Origin of the sequence: Pedobacter sp. (genome assembly GCF_037719805.1) — a bacterium.
In the GTDB taxonomy this organism is placed as follows: domain Bacteria; phylum Bacteroidota; class Bacteroidia; order Sphingobacteriales; family Sphingobacteriaceae; genus Pedobacter.
The window spans coordinates 292,342-311,521 of record NZ_JBBJLZ010000005.1 but is presented as its reverse complement, the minus strand read 5'-3'; the positions used below and the strand labels follow the sequence as shown (position 1 = coordinate 311,521).

General features: G+C 40.6%; 18 protein-coding genes, 1 tRNA gene and 1 pseudogene. 10 read left to right on the top strand and 10 right to left on the bottom strand.

What is annotated here, in order from left to right; translation table 11 throughout:
- Position 1 precedes the first annotated feature (1 nt).
- On the top strand, positions 2-445 hold the full coding sequence (rplI, locus tag WKF66_RS17820) for a 50S ribosomal protein L9 (protein WP_489675840.1): 444 nt from the start codon (positions 2-4) through the stop codon (positions 443-445).
- A gap of 229 nt (positions 446-674) precedes the next feature.
- A complete protein-coding gene (mtgA, locus tag WKF66_RS17815) occupies positions 675-1,397 on the top strand; it encodes a monofunctional biosynthetic peptidoglycan transglycosylase (protein ID WP_489675839.1) in 723 nt (240 codons plus the stop codon).
- A gap of 5 nt (positions 1,398-1,402) precedes the next feature.
- On the opposite strand, the gene WKF66_RS17810 is transcribed toward mtgA, so the two are convergent.
- Positions 1,403-1,882, bottom strand: coding sequence for an ABC transporter ATPase (locus tag WKF66_RS17810; protein WP_489675838.1), 480 nt, complete (start codon positions 1,880-1,882; stop codon positions 1,403-1,405).
- Between the two features lie 50 nt (positions 1,883-1,932).
- Here WKF66_RS17810 and WKF66_RS17805 point away from each other — a divergent pair, with 50 nt between their 5' ends.
- Positions 1,933-2,412, top strand: coding sequence for a hypothetical protein (locus WKF66_RS17805; RefSeq protein ID WP_489675837.1), 480 nt, complete (start codon positions 1,933-1,935; stop codon positions 2,410-2,412).
- On the opposite strand, the gene WKF66_RS17800 is transcribed toward WKF66_RS17805, so the two are convergent.
- From WKF66_RS17800 to WKF66_RS17790, 3 genes are read right to left on the bottom strand one after another with little or no spacing between them, the layout of a single operon-like run.
- Positions 2,378-3,175, bottom strand: coding sequence for an MBL fold metallo-hydrolase (locus WKF66_RS17800; RefSeq protein WP_489675836.1), 798 nt, complete (start codon positions 3,173-3,175; stop codon positions 2,378-2,380). The two genes, WKF66_RS17805 and WKF66_RS17800, sit on opposite strands and share 35 nt — an antisense overlap.
- On the bottom strand, positions 3,165-3,965 hold the full coding sequence (locus WKF66_RS17795) for a (Fe-S)-binding protein (RefSeq protein ID WP_489675835.1): 801 nt from the start codon (positions 3,963-3,965) through the stop codon (positions 3,165-3,167). Before WKF66_RS17795 ends, WKF66_RS17800 begins: the two co-directional genes overlap by 11 nt.
- Positions 3,966-3,998: 33 nt before the next feature.
- The gene (locus WKF66_RS17790) at positions 3,999-5,294 is read right to left on the bottom strand and encodes a 4Fe-4S dicluster domain-containing protein (RefSeq protein WP_489675834.1); all 1,296 of its coding nucleotides are present in this window, start codon (positions 5,292-5,294) and stop codon (positions 3,999-4,001) included.
- 182 nt (positions 5,295-5,476) lie between these two features.
- On the opposite strand from WKF66_RS17790, the gene WKF66_RS17785 reads away from it, so the two are divergent.
- The 3 genes from WKF66_RS17785 (at position 5,477) to WKF66_RS17775 (ending at position 6,263) form a co-directional block, all read left to right on the top strand.
- A tRNA-Phe gene (locus WKF66_RS17785) sits at positions 5,477-5,549 on the top strand.
- A 343-nt stretch (positions 5,550-5,892) separates the two neighbouring features.
- Positions 5,893-6,102, top strand: coding sequence for a helix-turn-helix domain-containing protein (locus WKF66_RS17780; RefSeq protein WP_489675833.1), 210 nt, complete (start codon positions 5,893-5,895; stop codon positions 6,100-6,102).
- Positions 6,102-6,263 carry a HipA N-terminal domain-containing protein gene (locus WKF66_RS17775; protein WP_489675832.1) on the top strand — a complete coding sequence of 54 codons (162 nt, stop codon included), beginning with the start codon at positions 6,102-6,104 and terminating at the stop codon, positions 6,261-6,263. The genes WKF66_RS17780 and WKF66_RS17775 overlap by 1 nt, the downstream gene beginning before the upstream one ends.
- 773 nt (positions 6,264-7,036) lie before the next feature.
- On the opposite strand, the gene WKF66_RS17770 is transcribed toward WKF66_RS17775, so the two are convergent.
- Complete coding sequence (locus WKF66_RS17770) at positions 7,037-10,240, bottom strand: TonB-dependent receptor (protein WP_489675831.1); 3,204 nt, start codon at positions 10,238-10,240, stop codon at positions 7,037-7,039.
- 265 nt (positions 10,241-10,505) lie between these two features.
- Here WKF66_RS17770 and WKF66_RS17765 point away from each other — a divergent pair, with 265 nt between their 5' ends.
- Positions 10,506-11,495 (top strand): glycerophosphodiester phosphodiesterase family protein, encoded by a 990-nt coding sequence (locus WKF66_RS17765; protein WP_489675830.1) that lies wholly within the window; start codon positions 10,506-10,508, stop codon positions 11,493-11,495.
- Positions 11,496-11,516: 21 nt separating this feature from the next.
- Here the strand turns inward: WKF66_RS17765 and WKF66_RS17760 are convergent, their stop codons facing one another.
- Positions 11,517-12,836, bottom strand: coding sequence for a paraquat-inducible protein A (locus WKF66_RS17760; RefSeq protein WP_489675829.1), 1,320 nt, complete (start codon positions 12,834-12,836; stop codon positions 11,517-11,519).
- Positions 12,823-14,124: a paraquat-inducible protein A gene (locus tag WKF66_RS17755; protein ID WP_489675828.1), complete on the bottom strand. Its 1,302-nt coding sequence runs from the start codon at positions 14,122-14,124 to the stop codon at positions 12,823-12,825. The genes WKF66_RS17760 and WKF66_RS17755 overlap by 14 nt, the downstream gene beginning before the upstream one ends.
- A gap of 299 nt (positions 14,125-14,423) precedes the next feature.
- Between WKF66_RS17755 and WKF66_RS17750 the strand changes: the two genes are divergently transcribed.
- Positions 14,424-15,776, top strand: a complete 1,353-nt coding sequence (locus WKF66_RS17750; protein ID WP_489675827.1) for a vanadium-dependent haloperoxidase — start codon at positions 14,424-14,426, stop codon at positions 15,774-15,776.
- 15 nt (positions 15,777-15,791) lie between these two features.
- On the opposite strand, the gene WKF66_RS17745 is transcribed toward WKF66_RS17750, so the two are convergent.
- Genes WKF66_RS17745 through WKF66_RS17735 form a run of 3 tightly spaced genes read right to left on the bottom strand, consistent with a single transcriptional unit; the run spans position 15,792 to position 17,780 of the window.
- Positions 15,792-16,487: a hypothetical protein gene (locus WKF66_RS17745; RefSeq protein WP_489675826.1), complete on the bottom strand. Its 696-nt coding sequence runs from the start codon at positions 16,485-16,487 to the stop codon at positions 15,792-15,794.
- Complete coding sequence (locus tag WKF66_RS17740; protein WP_489675825.1) at positions 16,484-17,233, bottom strand: LVIVD repeat-containing protein; 750 nt, start codon at positions 17,231-17,233, stop codon at positions 16,484-16,486. Before WKF66_RS17740 ends, WKF66_RS17745 begins: the two co-directional genes overlap by 4 nt.
- 19 nt (positions 17,234-17,252) lie before the next feature.
- A complete protein-coding gene (locus WKF66_RS17735; RefSeq protein WP_489675824.1) occupies positions 17,253-17,780 on the bottom strand; it encodes a hypothetical protein in 528 nt (175 codons plus the stop codon).
- A gap of 86 nt (positions 17,781-17,866) precedes the next feature.
- Here WKF66_RS17735 and WKF66_RS17730 point away from each other — a divergent pair, with 86 nt between their 5' ends.
- Together WKF66_RS17730 and WKF66_RS17725 are read left to right on the top strand one after the other, a co-directional pair.
- On the top strand, positions 17,867-18,679 hold the full coding sequence (locus tag WKF66_RS17730) for an endonuclease/exonuclease/phosphatase family protein (RefSeq protein ID WP_489675823.1): 813 nt from the start codon (positions 17,867-17,869) through the stop codon (positions 18,677-18,679).
- Between the two features lie 64 nt (positions 18,680-18,743).
- A pseudogene (locus WKF66_RS17725) lies at positions 18,744-19,166 on the top strand (hypothetical protein); the annotation flags it as partial.
- Positions 19,167-19,180: the final 14 nt, after the last annotated feature.

Below are 19,180 nucleotides of genomic sequence, written 5' to 3'. Positions count from 1 at the left end.
GATGGAAATCATTTTAAAACAAGATATCAAATCCCTAGGGGAAAAAGATGATATCGTAAAAGTAAAGCCAGGATACGGTCGTAACTATCTGATCCCACAAGGATTTGGTCAGTTGGCAACTGTTTCTGCTAAAAAAGTTCTTGCTGAGAACTTGAAGCAAGCGGCTTTCAAACAAGATAAAATTAAGAAAGATGCTGAAGGTATTGCTGAGCGTTTAGCTACTGTTAAACTTTCCATCGGTGCTAAAGCAGGTGAGTCAGGTAAGATCTTTGGTGCAGTTAATACCATTATGATCGCTGATGCGTTGAAACAACAAGGTTTTGATGTGGATCGTCGCCGTATCACTTTTGAAACGGAGCCTAAATTTGTTGGTGAGTTTATCGCCAACTTAAACTTGCACAAAGAAGTGAAAGTTAAAGTTCCTTTTGAAGTTGTAGCTGAGTAATTTTCGTTAGATATTTAAAAAGCGTTCAGGTCTCCTGAGCGCTTTTTTTGTTTCATGACGGGGCGTATAACCCGTCATCTCTGAGAAAGTGAAAATGAACACGTCCTCCCGGTGAAGACCGGGACCTTGGATTGGGTGGCATCGCTATGCCGAGGTCCTGAAATAAATTCAGGAAGACGCTGCATACGTCAACACTTAAACATTTACCTCTTTTTATTATCTTTGGCCAATGGCAAAATCCAAGCGCTCTGCAACTAATTCTAAGCATTCCTTGTTAAAGAAGATAAGCTCGATACTCTCTAGAGTATTGCTCTGGTTCTTGATGGTCACAGTACTTTGGGTGCTTGTTTATAAATTCGTAAATCCTCCTATTACCCTGCTGATGGTGCAAAGAAATATGGAGCGAAGCAGTGATGACAGACCGTCTAAAATGAAGAAGGACTGGGTGGACTTTGAAGAGATTTCAAACAACATGAAGCGTGCAGCAGTATCAGCTGAAGATCAGCTGTTCTTAAAACACGTCGGCTTTGACGTCAAAGCGATTGAAAATGCCTTTGCAACGAATAAAAAGGGTAAGAAGATAAAAGGCGGTAGTACAATTTCTCAGCAAACTTCAAAGAATGTTTTTCTTTGGCCGGGTAGATCCTGGGTACGTAAAGGCTTTGAAGCATATTTTACCCTTTTGATTGAGATCCTCTGGAGTAAAGAACGTATTTTGGAAGTATATCTTAACGTTATAGAGATGGGCGATGGTGTTTACGGGGCCGAAGCTGCGGCTCAGGAATACTTCGGAAAGTCCTGTCGTAAATTAACCAAGTCGCAATCGGCGTTAATTGCAGCTTGCTTTCCTAATCCGAGACGCTGGACGCCTAGAAAGCCAACACAATACATTAAGCACCGACAATACTTAATCCTTCGGAACATGCGGAGGTTAGGTCCCCTGGACTTCTAAAAAGGCTACAGGAGATGCGCAAACACTTGCTTGTGCCAGCTTTCTTCGAACGGAACCTGCCACTTATTCTGAAAGTCTGCGAGCGTTTGAACCATGTTATTGAAAACAATGGTCTTTGGTCCGACCGCCTTGATATTTATTAAGGTCTCAAAATCTTCTTTGCTGGCAACGACGACTTTGTTATCTACCAAATAGGCCATGTTAAACCTGTTGAACAAATCAACATTATACTGCTGTTCCAGTTCCTTGACCACCCTTACAGAAGCATCAATCGAGCAACCAGTAGCGTTAGCAGAAGCTTCATCCACCGTGAATATCAGGAAAAAGTTATGCAATACCTGAGCTTTTGCCTGTAACTGATGGCCATGTGCTTTCCATTGTGAAGTAAACTCAGATAACTTTTGTTCGATAGCAACAACCTCTTCTGTTGTGAATGCCCGGTTACTTTGATAGATCCAAACCTTAGATTGTGGAGAAAAACTCATAGTCAAAAATACATTTTTTTTTAACTTAAGTGATTCAAATCATTTCCCTGATGAAAAAGTTTACAATCACGTTGAAAACGGGTCTATTAGGGCTTCCCTGTTTATTATTAACGGCTTTTTCTATCCCTTCTGATCTCTCCGAAGAAACAGTATTTGTACAGAAAATGCTTAAGGATCATTATAACGAGTTCGCAATTAAACCTGCCTTAAAGCGGTATGAACTGAATGTTACCAACAGTGGCTTTTGCAGATACAAGCGTTTTTATACCAGTGGAAAGGTGGAGTATTTTTCTTTCAATCTTATTAAGTTCAAAGACATTGATTACTTTGGAACGGATAAAGCTGGTCAGCTGTTATTAAGAACATCGGGAGATGATGTAATTGTGCAGACCTATAACGACCGGCAGGGGGACGTTGATAGTATGGCCAGTTATATGGCAATTCCTATAAAGAATGTGGAAGCAGAAGAGCTTTCTGTGTTAGCGGAACGCCTGGCTAGAGTGAATGCACATCTACTGGCTCAAAAATAGTGTAAACAGCACTTTCTTCGTTCCTTGAGGCAACAATGATCTGGGTGTCTCCAGCCTGTTCGGTAAATAAATTCTGTACCAACTGCGGGCAATTGTTATCCTTAGATAGATGTGCCAGTAATAGATGAGTCATGTATTCCGGTTTATGAACCACAAAGAGATCCAGTGCCTGTTTGTTAGACAAGTGACCTCTGCCACCAGAGATGCGGCGTTTTAAGAAATAAGGATAGGCGCTATTATTCAGCAGTTCATCGTCATAGTTTGCTTCCAAAAAAGCCGCAGAGCACTGCTTGAAGTAGAAAGTTAGTTGTTCACAGGCCGCACCCAGGTCCGTAAAAACTCCCACCCTTGTGGCCCCACAAGAAATGATGAAACTGAATGGCTCTGAGGCATCATGAAGTTTAGGGAAACCGATTACCTGGAGGTTGCCTATATACGTAACTATATTTCCCGAAATGTAATGTATGAGGTCTTGTCGGAGGCTGAATCTGCAGCCCATCAAAGTGCCAGGAGTGATATAAATTGGTAAATTATATTTTGAAGCCAAATTACATAGGCCCTTAATATGATCCGTATGCTCATGCGAAATGAAAATTGCCTTTACCTTGTTCATGGAAAGACCTAAACGGAGCATCCGTTTTTCAGTCTCCCGGCAAGATAAGCCTGCGTCCACCAGCACTGCTTCCGTTTCATTGCCTACATAATAGCAATTGCCGTTACTGCCCGAGTTGAGGGATGCGATTTGCAGATCGTTACAAGCCATTTGCCCTTACCGTGATTTCCGCAATGTCCAGTACCTGAACATTTTGATCCTGATCTTTAAATTTAACGCCATCACTTAGCATGGTCATGCAAAATGGACAACTTGCGGCAATAATTTGAGGCTTCAACTCTAACGCTTCTTCTACTCTTTCAACATTGATGTCTTTGTTGCCTTTCTCGGGTTCTTTAAACATCTGCGCGCCGCCGGCACCACAGCATAAGCCGCCTGATTTACACCTTTTCATTTCCACCAATTGTGCGTCAAGAATCTCGAGTGCAGCGCGGGGAGCCTCATAAATTCCATTAGCCCGACCAAGATAACAAGGGTCGTGGTAGGTAATCTTCTTGCCTTTAAAACTTTCACCACCTTCTGCTTTCAATTTCCCCTCGTCGATCAATTGTTGGATCAGTTGCGTATGGTGGATCACTTCATAGCTGCCACCTAATCCCGGGTATTCATTTTTAATGGTGTTAAAACAATGTGGACAACCAGTTACAATCTTTTTAACATTATAAGCGTTGAGCACCTCAATGTTCGTCATCGCCTGCATTTGAAAAAGAAATTCATTTCCAGCACGTTTTGCTGGATCGCCTGTACAACTTTCTTCGGTACCAAGTACCGCATACTTAATGCCTACGTGATGAAGGATTTTACAGATGTCGCGTGTCGTTTTCTGCGCCCGCTCATCATAGCTACCTGCGCAGCCTACCCAAAACAATATCTCGGGTTCCTCACCCTTTGCTACCATTTCTGCCATTGTTGGCACTTCAAAAGTTAATTGCTCGCTCATTCTTAACGCTATCTTAAGCTCTGGATAATTTAATTAGTTTTCTTTCGCCCAATTTAAACGATCGGCGGGTGAATATTTCCATGGGGCTCCATTGTTTTCAATGTTCCCCAACATGGTACCAATACTGGAAGGAGATTTTGATTCTTCCATCACAGCATATCTCCTAAGATCGGTAATGATGGCCAAAGGGTCAATGTTAACCGGACAAGCGTGTGTACAAGCGTTACAGCTCGTACAAGCCCATATCTCTTCTCTACTGATGTAATCGTCAATTAATGACTTACCGTCGTCAAATCCGTTCCCTGTCTTTTCGATATTCTTTCCTACCTCTTCCATCCGATCACGGGTATCCATCATGATCTTTCTTGGTGAAAGTAATTTTCCTGTGATGTTAGCTGGGCAAACATCAGTGCATCTTCCGCACTCGGTACAAGTATAGGCATTCAGCAGATTTACCCAGGTCAGATCATTCACATCTTTTGCACCGAAACGTCCAGCTTCAGCTTCCTCGGGCGTAAACGACGGATCAAGCATTGCTTTAACCTCATTGGTTACGCTCTTCATATTGTTAAATTCACCCTTCGGCTCCAGGTTAGAAAAGTAGGTGTTGGGAAAAGCAAGCATGATGTGCAAGTGCTTGGAGTATGGCAGATAGTTCAGAAACGCAAATATGCCAATGATGTGAAACCACCAGCAACCTCTTTCAATTGCAATCAAGCTACTCTCTGTATCAGGTAATAATCCTTGAAGATATTGGCTTATAGGAAAACTACCTGCCACGATATAATGACCTGAACCTATTGCCTGAAGTTTAGCATCCGCAGCATTCATGAGTAAGAATGCTGACATCAACAAGATCTCTGTGATCAAAATATAACTGGCATCTGATTTTGGCCAGTTCGTCATCTCCACGCCTGAGAAGCGTCTAAGCTTGATAATATTTCTCCTAATCAGGAAGATCACGCAGGCCAACCATACACCGAATGCCAGGATCTCGAAAGAGCCAATCAGTCCGTTGTACAATCCGCCGAGTCCACCGAAGATTCTATGTGTGCCGAATATCCCGTCGATCATGATCTCTAACACTTCGAGGTTGATAATGATGAAACCGGCGTAGACTACAAAGTGTAAAAGGGCAGGAACAGGGCGGAAAAACATCTTAGTCTGTCCGAACGCTACTTTTACCACCGTCATCAGTCGTTTTTGAGGCTGATCAGTTCTATCTGCTGCCTTACCGATCTTGATGTTTCTAACGATCTTTTTAAGGTTGTAACTAAATAAGGCGATTGCCGCTATCGCGATTGCTATAAATATGATTTGTGACACCATTTTTGATATATCTCTATAGTGAACGCTAAGTTAAAATATTTAGCGCAATTCAAATTATTATGCATGCATAAAAGTTGATATTTGGGTGTTATTCAAATTTGAGGCCTGTTTTTGAATTATTTTCAATTATTATTTTGCCATTCAAAAAAAGAAACTACATTTGCAATCCCAAACGGGAAGTAGGTACGGTAGCTCAGTCGGTAGAGCAATGGACTGAAAATCCATGTGTCGCCGGTTCGATCCCGGCCCATACCACACTTAAAAAGGCCTTTTTCATTACGAGAAAGGCCTTTTTGTTTGGAATAGACCTACATTTGTCTATTCTTTCAATAAAAGCTAAGTCAGCCAGAGCACAGAAAAACCCGGTTTTAGGTTTAAGTGAGCCGAAATGTTTTACAAAGCACCATGGATTATCGCCAGGACTGACAAGACTAGCCATGCCTGATAATACTAGATTAGAATAGGTATTATAGTGCTCAATCGATTTCATTTAGATGGCTTTGCACCTATTTTATACCTAATAAGAACTATAGTTCTTATTTAAGGAATAATTCACAATATTTCATTAATTTTGATTCCAATAAGAATTATAATTCGCATGGAATTGTCTGAAATTGGTAATTTTGTTCGTGAACGACGGATTGAACTGCGTTTGCGCCAGGAGGATTTGTCTGAAATGGCTCAAGTCAACATGAAAACAATACAGCAAATCGAAATGGGAACCGGCAACCCAGGTTTTCAGACTTTTGCGAAATTATTTGAAATACTAGGTTTGACCTTCTCAGTTGAAATCAATAAACCGAAATAATGCAAAAGGGCGCCGTATACTACAATGATCAATTGGCTGGCCATTTGGAAAAGCATGGTCCTGAGGAATACATCTTCAAATATGATGATGGCTATTTCGCAGATATGGCAACAAAGGCGATAAGTTTAACGCTACCTATTGAGGTTATAACAACGATCTGAATATCAATTTTTTATCATACGAATAGCTAAAGTTATTGTTGCCACAGAATTGTGTCGATATTATCCGTAATGCCGATGTCGGTATCTAGTACCGTGGTCTGCACAAGTTCGGGACTCACAGCTATATAACAGCGAACTCATTGGGAAAAGGCATGCCTTTTCCCAATGAGTTCGCACTGATATACCTAGGAGTTCCCTAGTTGTCCTGTTCACTGTGGTATTTAATCGGTAGTAAAGATGCAAAAGGTCCATAACTCGTTTCGAGCTCAAAACGCCTACATTTTCAATAAAAATTAAAGTATTAAAAAATACATTATTTAATAAGTGAAATAATTTGTTATATCTATTAAATATTCGTACCTTGCATTTACAAGATACTAATGTCCGGAATGTGCTTTGTTAATTGGATTTTCAACGCCCTCCGCATTAAATAGAAGCTGATAATATCGTTGTTAAACACAGCATAACAAGTTTTACAAATGAGCCTGTAACATAGAGTAAAAAAACCAGATCTGGGCAAATCTGTAATTATCAGCTTCTGCTGACAACACAACGTTCCTATCTTCATCATTTACAAATTCATTTTCTTTTCAGAACCATCGCTAGCGCTGGTTCTTCATCTCCAATTGCACCGTGATTGATCAACATGGGAATTCTGGTAGTTCGCTGTGAAGCGTGCAGAATTGTTCCTTGACGTATTATTATAAACAAACCTTAACAACAAAAGGGTCGCTCCATATAATGAAGCGACCCTTTCCCTGGTAAAAAGTTCTTTAGAACCCGTATCTCAAACCAAACTGAAACTGGTAAGGGTTTCCTGAAGGAACAACGATACCGGCGTTATTAACGCGGTAGTTGAAGCTTTGTGTATTGGCATCATAGTTAGGAACTGCCGCAACAGCAGGTGTAGTAGCTGTTGCCGCCACCGCTGCTTTACCGTTCAAAGCATATAACGCCTGAGAACCTAAACTTTCGTTCACTCCCCACTTTTTATTTAATAAGTTAGCGAAGTTGAAAATGTCTCCAGAGAACTCTAGAGTCTGTGATTTATAAATCTTGATCTTCTTCGCTACCCTGATGTCAACAATTCCAAAGAAATCGTTAATACCACCATTACGCTGTGCAATCTGACCAGAGTATTCATTGATATAATCTTTCAAGCTTTGGCTTGCCTCAGGATTGTCGAATATCGTCTGCAATCCAGTGCGTACATTTTGTGGAACACTCGTATTGTTTCTGTCAAAGATGTAAGCTAAGTCGTTAGTTGCTACAAAGTCACCATTGTTGTTGGTTCCTGATAACAAACTATAACGTGTACCGCCGATTCCCGAATAACGAACACCAATAGTCACACCATAGAAAGTAGGAAGTGTTCCGTAGATCACAACTTTATTTCTAAAATGGTTATCAGAGTAAGTCATATTACTCAGGTTTCTTGGATCATCTTTTACTGGAAGAGAAAGGGTAGCAGAGTTGGCTACGTTACCATTATAAGAAGTGTTGTCTCTTGCATCATTCACAGTATAACTTGCGAAAAGCTGCCCGTCTTTGAAGTAGTTCCAGGTAGCATCCAAGACTACTGCAAATTGATTCACTTTCCCTTTACTGTTTAATTCCAGAACCCTTCCGAAGCTGTTGCTTATGCGGCCAGTCTTCCAGTCAGGTGCGCCATTACTTGGCATCGCCGGTACAAAAACACCGCGATTGTCTTCGTTAGGGAGTGTAAAAAATGGATTTGCAACCATATTTCTGTCTACATACATGTAGTTATTACGGCCCAATGAGGCGTAACCAGTGATACCTACCTTCAACCTGTCTGTTATAAACCTGCTGTAAGATAAATTCGCTTTATAGACAACCGGGATTTTTGCGTCTTCCGCGTAGGTGTTAATCGTAGGTAACTGAGAAGCAACTAAAGAAGGTGTTGCAACTGAGCCATCTCTATATCCAGGGAAGTTTGGCGTCGGTACAGCAGCACCAAAAACGTCTACTGTAGCCAGATGCTTACCATCAAATGTTAAGTTGTTAATAGTTACATAATTGTTTACGTCAGACCCAAATATACCGGCTCCAAAACGTACAAAGTCAGTTCTGTTTTCATTGATGTCCCAGTCAAATTGAATTCTTGGCTGAACAAGGAATTGTTTTAATTTGTGATCCGTTCTCACGCCAACCGCATCAAGCAATTGTTGGTTAAGTGGTGATGTTGGATAAGCACTGTAATCTATCCGCAAACCTCCAACAAAGTCTAAGCCTTTAGCAAGCTTCGTTTGCATCTGACCATAAACCGCTGTATTCCAGATTCCTGCATTAACCGTTAAATCATCCACCAACGGTACCTCACGGTAAAATCTATTAGGTACAAGGTTATTAAAATTGGTTAGTGATGAAGCAGTGGTAGAGTTTGTATACTCAAATCTTCCGTTAACCTCACTACCATACAATGATTTAGCACGAGTATACATTACGTCTAATCCAAATGTATATTTGATCTTATCTGTGTTGTAATAAAGGTTGTCAACCAATTGAAAAACGTTATTGGTGAATCCTTCCTGCCCAAAACGGTGACCGCCAATCTGAATCGCTGTAGCTGCCGATGAACCATCTGATAATATCGATTGAACGTTACCAACAACTGCTCTTGGAATCGCGAAGCCAAGCTGGTCATTTTGGGTACTGGCCTGAAACGTATATAAATGCTGAACTTTTAGCTCATTGGTAACTTTACTGTTTACTGTTGAACGCAAAGTTGCAAGTAAGCTATTGTCCACGTTTTTGTCATTACCAAAGCTTTCGTAAAAGTTTATTGCAGTGTTGTCTTGTAAACCAAGTGGATTTCTGTCGTTGGTATAATTATCGCGGACGGTCAGCAAGTTCATGTCGTTAATCTGCCAGTCAATCCGGGCGAATGCGGCATCGCTACCACGTTTCTTATCAAAGCTTCCGTATTGAGGAGTATTAGCAACTCCGTATTTCGTTCTTGCAATGTTTAAGAATTTTGCCAGCGTATCATTGGTGATTCTAAATCTAGCTTCATCAGCTGCACCGTTTATGTCGGCAATGATGAGGGGACGAGAATCTTTTTGATGATCTAAGCCAACGAAGTAATGCAATTTATCTTTGATGATCGGTCCACCCAATGTGAATCCATATTGATAGGTTGAAAAGTCGTTATCTCTTTTGATACCTCTGATGTCATACGGACTTGCTAACCAGTCAGCTCTTCCATACATGAAAGCGCTACCACTAACAGTGTTTGTTCCAGATTTAGTTACTGCAGTTACAGAACCTCCACCAGATCTTCCAAACGTCACATCATATTGATTGGTAACTACCTTGAACTCCCGTACTGCTTCAATGGAAATAGAGTACGGCGCACCGCTACGGCTTGTTGTACTACCAGAAGAGGTTGGGTTTTTAGCACTCATACCGTCGATGGTATAGTTTGTAGAGGAAGCCAGTTGGCCTGCAATACCACTACCGCGACTCAATGGAGAAAGATCCATCAGGTTGGTAAAGTTACGGCCGTTTACAGGTAACTGGTTCATCGTCTTGGTGCTGATTTCTGTAGACGCTCCAAAGTTTTGAACCTTATTTTTTAAACCTGAACCATTAACTTCAACGCCTTGAAGACTTTGTGATGCTTCCTGCATTCCGACGTTAACTTTTACTACGTCACCAAAATTTAGCATATAGCCGCTCCTGGTTTGATCACCGTATCCTACAAAAGCAACTTTCACAGAATATGGACCACCTAATGGAAGCTCTTTAAATAAATAGCCACCTTTAGAATCTGTGGATGTTCTTGTCGTAAAACCAGTTGAATTGTTTCTCACTTGAACTGAAGCGCCAGGAATTGGCTTCTTAGTTTCATCCGAAACAGTACCGACAATCGATGCTTGTGTTGTCTGTGCATGAACAGTGTTTCCAACGCAAAAGCAGAGTAGAAGGACTGCAAATAGTAAATTTTTGACCATAATGTGTGATTGATTTTTATGGTACGAAGGTGTCGTTCTCGTATTAACTTTATTATAATTTCCTATTAAGAATAAGTTGTTTAATGTTCTAAAAAGGCGCTTAGTGTTAAGATAATGGTCAAAATATAGCCTCTGCTACTATAGTGTTATATTAATGTTTAAGCCCTCTTTAACGCTGTAATGAGGCATTTTAATGGCTCGCCTCATTACAAAACTTAATCGTTTATTAACGTTAAGAATAAAGTCGACAAAGTACTTTTGTCGTGTGAAAAAGAAACTTACAATTATATTCCTGACGGGGATTTTACTTTCGAATACTGCTTTCGGACAACAGAAAATGGACGTACAAGGTCACCGTGGTGGTATGGCTTTGATGCCAGAAAATACAATTGCTGCTATGATCAATGGTGTCAAGATAGGTGTTAAAACGCTGGAGCTTGATGTAGTGATCTCCAGCGATGGAAAAGTAGTGGTGTCACATGACGCCTATATGTCTTCAGATTTTATGCGCAAGCCTAATGGGTCGGACATTACCAAGGAAGAGGAGCGGGGAATGAGCCTATACAAGATGACTTATGACAGCATAAGTAAATTTGATGCAGGTAGCAAGCCGCATCCACGTTTCCCTAACCAGGCTAAGATGAAAACATATAGACCCTTGCTAAGCAATTTAATCGATAGCGTCGAAGCCTATGTGAAAGCAAATAAATTAAAGCCTGTATATTATAATATCGAAACAAAGATTTCGCCCGCAGGGGATGGGGTCTATAACCCAACTCCGGATGTGTTTGTAAAAACAATGATGGACGTGATCAATAAGAAAGCGATTAAAAGCCGCGTGATTATTCAGTCATTTGATGTAAGAACACTACAGATTCTGCATAAAACTGAGCCGAAACTTAAGCTCGCTATGTTGGCTTTTGGCAAGGCCAACGTCTTAGATAAATTGAAAACCCAGGGACTTTCTGCGGAAGATGAAAAGAAACTTAAACAGTCACCTCTTTTTAACGGTACTGGTGGCTTTGAAGAGGATATTAAAAAGCTAGGATTTGTACCTTCTATTTATAGTCCATATTACACTTCGGTAGATGCGGAGATGGTCGCCAAGGTACATGCTAAAAAGATGTTGATCTTGCCATGGACGGTAGATGAAGAGAAAGACATGACTGCATTAGGCCAATTAGGTGTAGATGGTATTATTACAAATAGTCCGGATAAATTAGTCAAGCTTTTTGGAAGCTACCAGGAAAAATAACCTGCTTACGGAAGCATTTGTTTACTTGGCAATAATTCGTTTCAGAATTAGCGACAATATCCCGGCATACACAACATATCCTACGAAGATAAAGTAGCCTGGTTGTAGCGAGGTGTTGTTTTGTGTGACGGTAGTTAATAGTTCTTCCTTGATATTTAAATTGGATAGTTGGCTTTGAAGAATGCCATTTAGTCCGATGTAAGTCATGGCAATACCTACTACCATGACATCAGCCATATCCCACTTACCCAATTCAAAAGCCATATATTTAATGATCTTGTTATCAGCGTATTTGTCTCTTCCCCAAATATGGATTCCTTTGCCGATCATTCTAACCAATGGAAGGATGATCACGAATAGCAGCATGAGCACACCTACCAAAACTGCATCTGGCTTTGGTTGTTGAATCAGGGATTGAATAATGCCTATAATGCTCTTGCTTTGAAAAAACAAAACTTGATTAGTGAAGGCTAGCTTCTCGCCAAGAAGGGTGAAATTTAGCGACTGCATTCTTGCATCAACTTCTATAATCGTAGCGGTTACACCAACTAGTAAGAGCACTAGCGCAAATAAGAGGGAGAGTATAAAAAGTGGAGCATGTAACTGGACTTGCTTTCTCATTGCCAGCCACAAACATAGCGCTAGCAGCACACACCCAAGCATGGCATAAGCATACTTAAAGGTCAAGGACCTTATATTTGTTAATTGCGTTATAATCGTTTTCTCAAATGCCCGCGCGTTATCGACTTTATATTTACGGTAAATATGTGCAGTTACAGTAGAGCTGGCTACCTGACTATTATCGTAAGTTGCGTTTTCTAATTGATCGATTTTACTGGCAGCAATGCTTTTAAGTCTTTTTCTGCTTTCCGGACTGTTCACAGTAGTGATTATGGTCTTTGCAAATTCTGGAACGTATGCTCTAATTTCTTCAGGGTCGACAAATGTATTGAACGCTAGTTTTTTAAGCTTTGCGCCGAGACCCTTTTGGGGCTTGTTGATATCCGCAAACGTTTTGGTGATTAAACCGTTTAGCTGTTTCTCGACAGATTTCTGCAGATTTCTTTTTTGTGCTGCAGTCATTTTGAAGTCGCTCACTTTGCCATCCATAACTGCAGCTATCTTCTCGCGCCATTGATCTACAGAAAACACCCCAAAAGTAATGCTGTGTTCAACACTGTAGTCCTCTTTAATTCGTTCTTGTTGGTGAGACAGAATCGATACTTGGTATCCAAAATAACCTTCTGCACCTAGTAGGATCGTCAATCCAACAATAAGTAAGATATTGGCTAACGTAGTTTTTTTTGCGGGTTCGGCGGGAGTTTGGCTAGTGGGAGTCATGAGGAGTGATAGATTTTAATATAGTAGATAGCACAAGTCCGTACAAAACAAAACTGATAAATATGATAAACCCAGGCTGCAAAGCAGTGTTATTCGTAGTAATTACGGTTAAGAAATCGCTCTTTATATTCAAGCTTTTTAGTTGGCTCTCTAACAAACCATTCAAGCCAATATAAACCATCAAAATCGCGATCACTATCACATCTGCCATACTCCATTTACCCGATTGGAAAGCGAAGTACTTGATGACTCCGTTTTCTGCAATTCTTTTATTGCCCAATAAATGAATTCCTGTACAACTCAATTTAAATACCGGGAAGAGAATGCTAAATACCAGGATTAGCGCACCAACGGCTACTGAATCAACAGCGGATTGCGACATCAATACTCTAACCACATCAAGAATGCTTTTACTTTGAAAAAATAGCACCTGGTTTTCGAAGATCACATGCTCACCCAGAAGCACAAAGTCTAATGATTTAATTCTTGCGTCTACTTCTATCATTGAAGCCGTTAAACCTATTGCCAGAAGAACGAAGGCAAATAATAATGACATAATAAATAGGGTGGCATGTAGGTCTTTTCGCTTTCTTAACGCCCACCAAAGCACCAACACAAATAGTATACATCCAAGCATAATAAAAGAATAGTTATACATTGATGTTCTAATAACTGCGAGGGATGAAGTAAGTTTTTGGTTCAGTTCATCTCGGGAAGACACTTTATATTTGTTATATACTTTATTAGTAGCAGCCAGGGTAATAGCTAACGTGCTGTCTACATATTCAGTATGTTCTAAGTCGTCAAACTTAGACATGGCCATCTTGCTCGCCTCTTTTTTGTTGCTGGAGTTGTCAACTTTTGCAAGTATCATTGTGGCAAATTCTGGCACTCTGGCTTTAATCTTATCTGTCTTTACAAATGTCTTAATTGCAAATTTTTTGATCTTTCCACCTACAGTTTTTTTAGGCTTATTCACAAGTGCCTCTGCCTTGTTTATCAATGCCATTACTACTTGCTCTACTTCCGCACGCAATTCCTTTTTTTGTTTTCGTGTTAAAGTAAAATCGCGAACCTGGTGCTTAACAATTCCTGAAACCTTATCTCTCCATTGGTCGACAGAGAATAAACCAAACATTATGTTATTGACATTTGAGTAATCGTGCTTGATCTCTTCCTGCTGGTCTGAGAGCTTATACAGTTGATAACCAAAATATCCTTCTACACCTAGAAGTAGTGTAAGTCCAACGATCAGCAATAGCCTTGGAACAAGCGATCTCTTTTCCAAAGCGGGGGTTTCTAGTGTTGTCAAGCGCTTCTGATTATTAATTTATTTTCTTTACGTGTGGTTTTAACCTAAGTAATAAATCACACTACAGTTGTATTGCCATTAAGTTTTAGGAATAGAGCTGCGGACTTAGAAATCCGATTAAAATAAGCCCCATTGTGAATAAAAAAGTTCTGTGCTCAATTATATAACACGAGTAAATGACTGACTTATTAGTACAGGAATGAAGAAAAGCTATATATTTATTTCTGGGATCTCAATGTCACCGAAAACCCTCAAAGTGATAACCAAATAAAACAATGAACCAGTATACTGCTCGAATTATACAACTTCCAATATTTGCCATACTGCTGCTCTTTATAACTGGCTGTTCACGAACCGGGACTGATCCAAAATTAACCAATAAGGATCTGGAGAAGGTGTTAGAGCAGATGACCCAATTGATGATTCAGGATGTATCTAACCCTCCTTTAGCAGCGAGGTTTTACTCCTACGCCTGCATTTCCGGCTACACCGTGATCGCCTTGAATGATTCCACTGTTGTACCATTAAAAGGTGTTTTTAACGAGTATCCTGATATTGTAAAACCTCTTGATTCCGGCCATTATTCCTACCAACTTAGCGCGATACTGGCAATGACAGGTACCGCTAAAAAGATGCAGCCATCAGGGAAACAATTCAATGAGTTCGAAAGTAAGTTCTTAGACTCTTGCCGGAAGCTTGGTTTTTCTGAGGAGACCATCTCACATTCCCAGTCGTATGCGAACCAAATCATTAAGCAGATTATGCCTTATGCGAAGAAGGACCGTTATAACAGGATTAGCAATTATCCCCGGTATACCCCACTTAATACGGAAGGAAGTTGGTACCCAACTCCTCCAGCGTTCTTCGCACCTGTTGAGCCTTATTTTAATACCGTGCGTCCGTTTTTGATCGACTCAGCCGGGGCATTTAAGTCGGTCCCACCGATACCTTACTCAAAAGATAAAAACTCTCCGTTCTTCAAATTACTTTCTGGAAATCACATTGATGGGGGTAGGGGTTTAACTGCTGAACACAGAGAAATAGCAGCTTTTTGGGACTGCAATCCCTTTGCATTAAAAAGCGAAGGTCATTTATTGATAGGATTGAAAAAGATTTCTCCTGGTGCGCACTGGGTTGGCATTACGGGCATTGCTTGTCAGAAAGCGAAGGCTGACTTCTCCAAGACCCTTCAGGTCTACACAATAGTGGCTGCGGGATTAACCGATAGTTTTATTAGCTGCTGGGATGAGAAATATAGGAGCAACAGGATCCGTCCGGAAACTGCAATAAGGAACCTCATTGACCCCAATTGGAAGCCGTTGCTGCAAACTCCACCATTTCCTGAATACATGAGCGGGCACTCGCATATCTCTTCAACGACAGCCACCATTCTCACTTATTTCTTCGGTGATAAGTTCAGTTATACCGATGATGTGGAGAATAAGTACGGATTGAAGTCAAGGAAATTTACTTCATTCAATCAAGCTGCAGAAGAAGCAGCAATAAGCAGATATTGGGGCGGTATTCACTTCAAAGACGGTATTGAGAATGGCGTCAAAGTTGGTGTTAAAATTGGCCAGCACATTGTAAATGAACTTCAGGCAAACAATATTAAGCCGCTCAAGTAGTTATCGTTGCTTGTATTACTGGAACTGGTAACCAAGTTTGAAACCCACTAACATCCCAAATCCTTTATAAGCAATAGACGTAATACCCTGCTCATACCTCCTGTAACCTCCAAACTTGGTATCGTTAAGAGGTAGTTTATAGCCAAACCCGAAGTATAGGTCGTAAACAACATTACGGGATACCTTTTGATAGCCGAGGGTAGCGCTGAACAGTATCGCATCGTTAATTAATCTTTTCTTAATGTCGCCATAGTCGTAATACATCAACCCATCTTTTTCGGTCGAGTAGAATCCTTCCGTTTCTATAGCGACCTCCTGATGCCTGAAGGTAACACCATATGCCAAATAGGGGCTTGAAAGTTGGTTTTTAAACTTGTATTTCTGGAGGATACCAAGACCGAAGCCATTGATCTGATCCTCCGGGAATCGCGACGTATAACTGAAGTCATCATCATCTAGCATTGGTCCGTCGTAAAGCTCTGCAGTGATCACATAGTTAAACTTTCGTCCAATCGGCTGTATTTCAAGATCTGCTTTTAGGGTGTTATTGACCAAAAAGAAGGGCTGGAGGGAAACGCTAATGGCTGTTTTGGTTCTCAATACGGAATCTCCATGTTTATCTTGTGATTTAGCGAGGAAGGTGAACAGCGACAATGAAACGAATAGGATGGTTTTGGTTAACCCTGAATGGAATGGATTGCTTATGATCATAACGTTGTCGGGATTCGGCTTATTAGTTTAATTTCTCCCGTATTGTAGCTGTACTGCGACAATCCCCCTGTTCCTATTACCATTAAGATGTTGTTGTGCACGATGAGATCGGTAGCGTTCGTTATAAAGGTTCCTTTACTTACAAGGTTCTGTGGGTCACTTACATCATACCATTTCAGTACATTATCACAAATAAAAAGATTTGTCCCCTCAAGCGCCAGGCCTTGCGGTTTAATCATTGTATATGACTTTACTAATATTGGTTTTAGTAGGTCAGAAACATCAAGGATCTGCAGTTCGTTAAGGCCGCGGGTGCAAAAATTATCAGTTCGTAAGGTGATATAAGCATATTTCTGGTTTGCTACTACTGGATCGCAGCTCCGGATATGCTGAAAACTAGATAGCAATACCGGATCCGTCGGCTGATCTACATTAAGAATCTGCATGCCAGTTTGTGTCCCAATAAATAAGTTATCTCCGTAAGGAAAGATCGTCTCTACTCCAAAACCAATCTCCTTTTTGCTTTTCAGCGTTGGATTGTTAGCCTGAGTGATGTCATAAACAGATAGTTGCCTATCGGAGACGGTAAAAAGGTGATCGTTTACAATTGTGAACCGTGCCAACGACCCGCCTATTCCTGTAGTTCCCGAGTCCTTAAACGCGTCGGGAGAAGAGTTGCTTTTAGAGCAGGAACCAGCAATTAATGAGACGACTATAAATAGAGTTAATATGTGGAGCGCTTTCATTTTCGAGGGTGTAATTTTTTTACTTGGACCAGTTTACAATTACAGTATTTTTCGGCCTGTTGGCAGCACTGTACTTATACGGTATTGAAAGACCGTCCGGAGGTATCAGTTCTGGAAACGTCTCCTTAACGCGCTTTTTAACTTCAATTTTTCCGTTTGCGATCTGACTGATGTCAATGGCAACAAGATCAACTGCATTGTCAACATACAAAGTATTGTCTTTCATCGCCATATCCACGCAACCTGGCACGCTGATATATCCTTTCATCACTGGTATCTTAGGATCAGTATTATCAACGAGATGTACGCCAAGATAGCGCTCGCTTATTAAAATGTAATTGTCCTTAAAATAAATCTTTCCAGGTGTTTTAATACCGGTCGCAGGTTTCCATAAGATGGAACGTTCCAATGAGGATCTGTCCATAAGAACAGGCTTATAGACTGTCGTAGGGAATGGCTGCTCGTTAAAGCCGTCACAAGAGGATAAAAAGGATAATCCGCAAGCGAAAAGGAGAAGAGAGAGACGTTTCATAGTACTAATATACATGCTATTTTGTTAACTTAATATTAATTCTCAGGATACATTGAAAAAACAAAGCTGGTATATTTGCATTTCGTTAATAAGCATACCTTATGTATAGATTTTCATTAGCCTTCCTCTTAATCAGTGTTTTAACTGCCTGCGCTCCGAAGATAAGTAGCCAGGATACCAAAACGAACGCCAAGCGTATACGCGTCCTGACTTACAATATTCACCATGCGAATCCTCCCTCGAAGAGTAAGGAGGGAACAATAGATATAGATGCAATTGCAAGGGTGATAGAAAAACAACATCCAGACCTTGTTGCACTTCAGGAGGTCGATGTAAATACAAACAGATCAGGCCACATCAACGAGGCTGTGCTTTTAGCGCAAAAGCTAAAGATGAACTTTTACTTTGGCAAAGCGATCGATCATGATGGTGGCGACTATGGTGTGGCGATTTTATCGCGCTACCCACTTACAGATCAGGAAACCTACAAATTGCCAAAAAACGCTGATCTTAAAGCCGAGCAAAGAGTTCTGTCAATAGTCACAGTGGAAATTAAAAAGAATGTGTTTGTACGATTCGCTTCAACGCATTTGGATGCCCAGAGAGCAGAAGAGAACAGGATTTTGCAGGTCTCGGAGATAAACAAGATTACGCAAAAGGAACAATTACCTTTCATTTTGGCAGGAGACTTAAATGCCGCGCCTGGTTCTGAGACCATCAAGATTTTTGATTTAATGTTCATGCGCACATGTAGTGATTGCGGATTTACCATCCCTGTTATCAAGCCCACTAAGACCATTGATCATATTGGATTTAAAAACCGCAATAGCTTCAAAGTGATTGCTCATGAGGTGATACCGGAAACTTATGCTTCAGATCACCTTCCTGTTTTATCTATCTTGGAATTGAGGTAGTTAAGTAATCCGCTTAGCTTAAGGAGTGAGAGGAATTCGTATATTGTAGTTCCAAATATAATTTATGAACGTATTAGATCGCTTCACTCTGAAGTTGTTATCCGAAAACTCAACTCGTTTCCGGGCCGTTTACATTGGTATTTTTATATCGGCATTCATGAGTTTTTCGGGCTGTAAAAAAGAAGATAAACCGGGGGAGACTATACCCGAGCCTGTTCTTTCTTCTGAGAAAGCTATGAAAACGTTCTATTTCCGGGCAGAGAAGAACCCTGTGCTCGTCAATAGTGTAAACGCCGAAATCATTGGAGACACCATCTATGCAGTAGCTTTCGCTGGTACGGATATCTCTAAGCTTATTCCAGAATTCACGTTCGACGGTACCAATGTTACTATAGAGGAAACAGTACAAGCCAGTGGGGGCACAGCTACTGATTTTACTACTCTTGTTAAGTATAATGTGGTTGCTGAAGATAAGAGTCAGAAAACTTATGTTGTAAAATT

Excerpts from the sequence above, each read along its gene's own strand:
- WKF66_RS17770 (WP_489675831.1), bottom strand. The coding sequence starts at position 10,240 with ATGGTCAAAAATTTACTATTTGCAGTCCTTCTACTCTGCTTTTGCGTT.
- WKF66_RS17775 (WP_489675832.1), top strand. The coding sequence starts at position 6,102 with ATGCAAAAGGGCGCCGTATACTACAATGATCAATTGGCTGGCCATTTG.
- WKF66_RS17735 (WP_489675824.1), bottom strand. The coding sequence starts at position 17,780 with ATGTATATTAGTACTATGAAACGTCTCTCTCTTCTCCTTTTCGCTTGC.
- WKF66_RS17800 (WP_489675836.1), bottom strand. The coding sequence starts at position 3,175 with ATGGCTTGTAACGATCTGCAAATCGCATCCCTCAACTCGGGCAGTAAC.
- WKF66_RS17810 (WP_489675838.1), bottom strand. The coding sequence starts at position 1,882 with ATGAGTTTTTCTCCACAATCTAAGGTTTGGATCTATCAAAGTAACCGG.
- WKF66_RS17750 (WP_489675827.1), top strand. The coding sequence starts at position 14,424 with ATGAACCAGTATACTGCTCGAATTATACAACTTCCAATATTTGCCATA.
- WKF66_RS17745 (WP_489675826.1), bottom strand. The coding sequence starts at position 16,487 with ATGATCATAAGCAATCCATTCCATTCAGGGTTAACCAAAACCATCCTA.
- mtgA (WP_489675839.1), top strand. The coding sequence starts at position 675 with ATGGCAAAATCCAAGCGCTCTGCAACTAATTCTAAGCATTCCTTGTTA.
- WKF66_RS17730 (WP_489675823.1), top strand. The coding sequence starts at position 17,867 with ATGTATAGATTTTCATTAGCCTTCCTCTTAATCAGTGTTTTAACTGCC.
- WKF66_RS17760 (WP_489675829.1), bottom strand. The coding sequence starts at position 12,836 with ATGACTCCCACTAGCCAAACTCCCGCCGAACCCGCAAAAAAAACTACG.
- WKF66_RS17805 (WP_489675837.1), top strand. The coding sequence starts at position 1,933 with ATGAAAAAGTTTACAATCACGTTGAAAACGGGTCTATTAGGGCTTCCC.
- WKF66_RS17780 (WP_489675833.1), top strand. The coding sequence starts at position 5,893 with ATGGAATTGTCTGAAATTGGTAATTTTGTTCGTGAACGACGGATTGAA.
- rplI (WP_489675840.1), top strand. The coding sequence starts at position 2 with ATGGAAATCATTTTAAAACAAGATATCAAATCCCTAGGGGAAAAAGAT.
- WKF66_RS17795 (WP_489675835.1), bottom strand. The coding sequence starts at position 3,965 with ATGAGCGAGCAATTAACTTTTGAAGTGCCAACAATGGCAGAAATGGTA.
- WKF66_RS17790 (WP_489675834.1), bottom strand. The coding sequence starts at position 5,294 with ATGGTGTCACAAATCATATTTATAGCAATCGCGATAGCGGCAATCGCC.
- WKF66_RS17740 (WP_489675825.1), bottom strand. The coding sequence starts at position 17,233 with ATGAAAGCGCTCCACATATTAACTCTATTTATAGTCGTCTCATTAATT.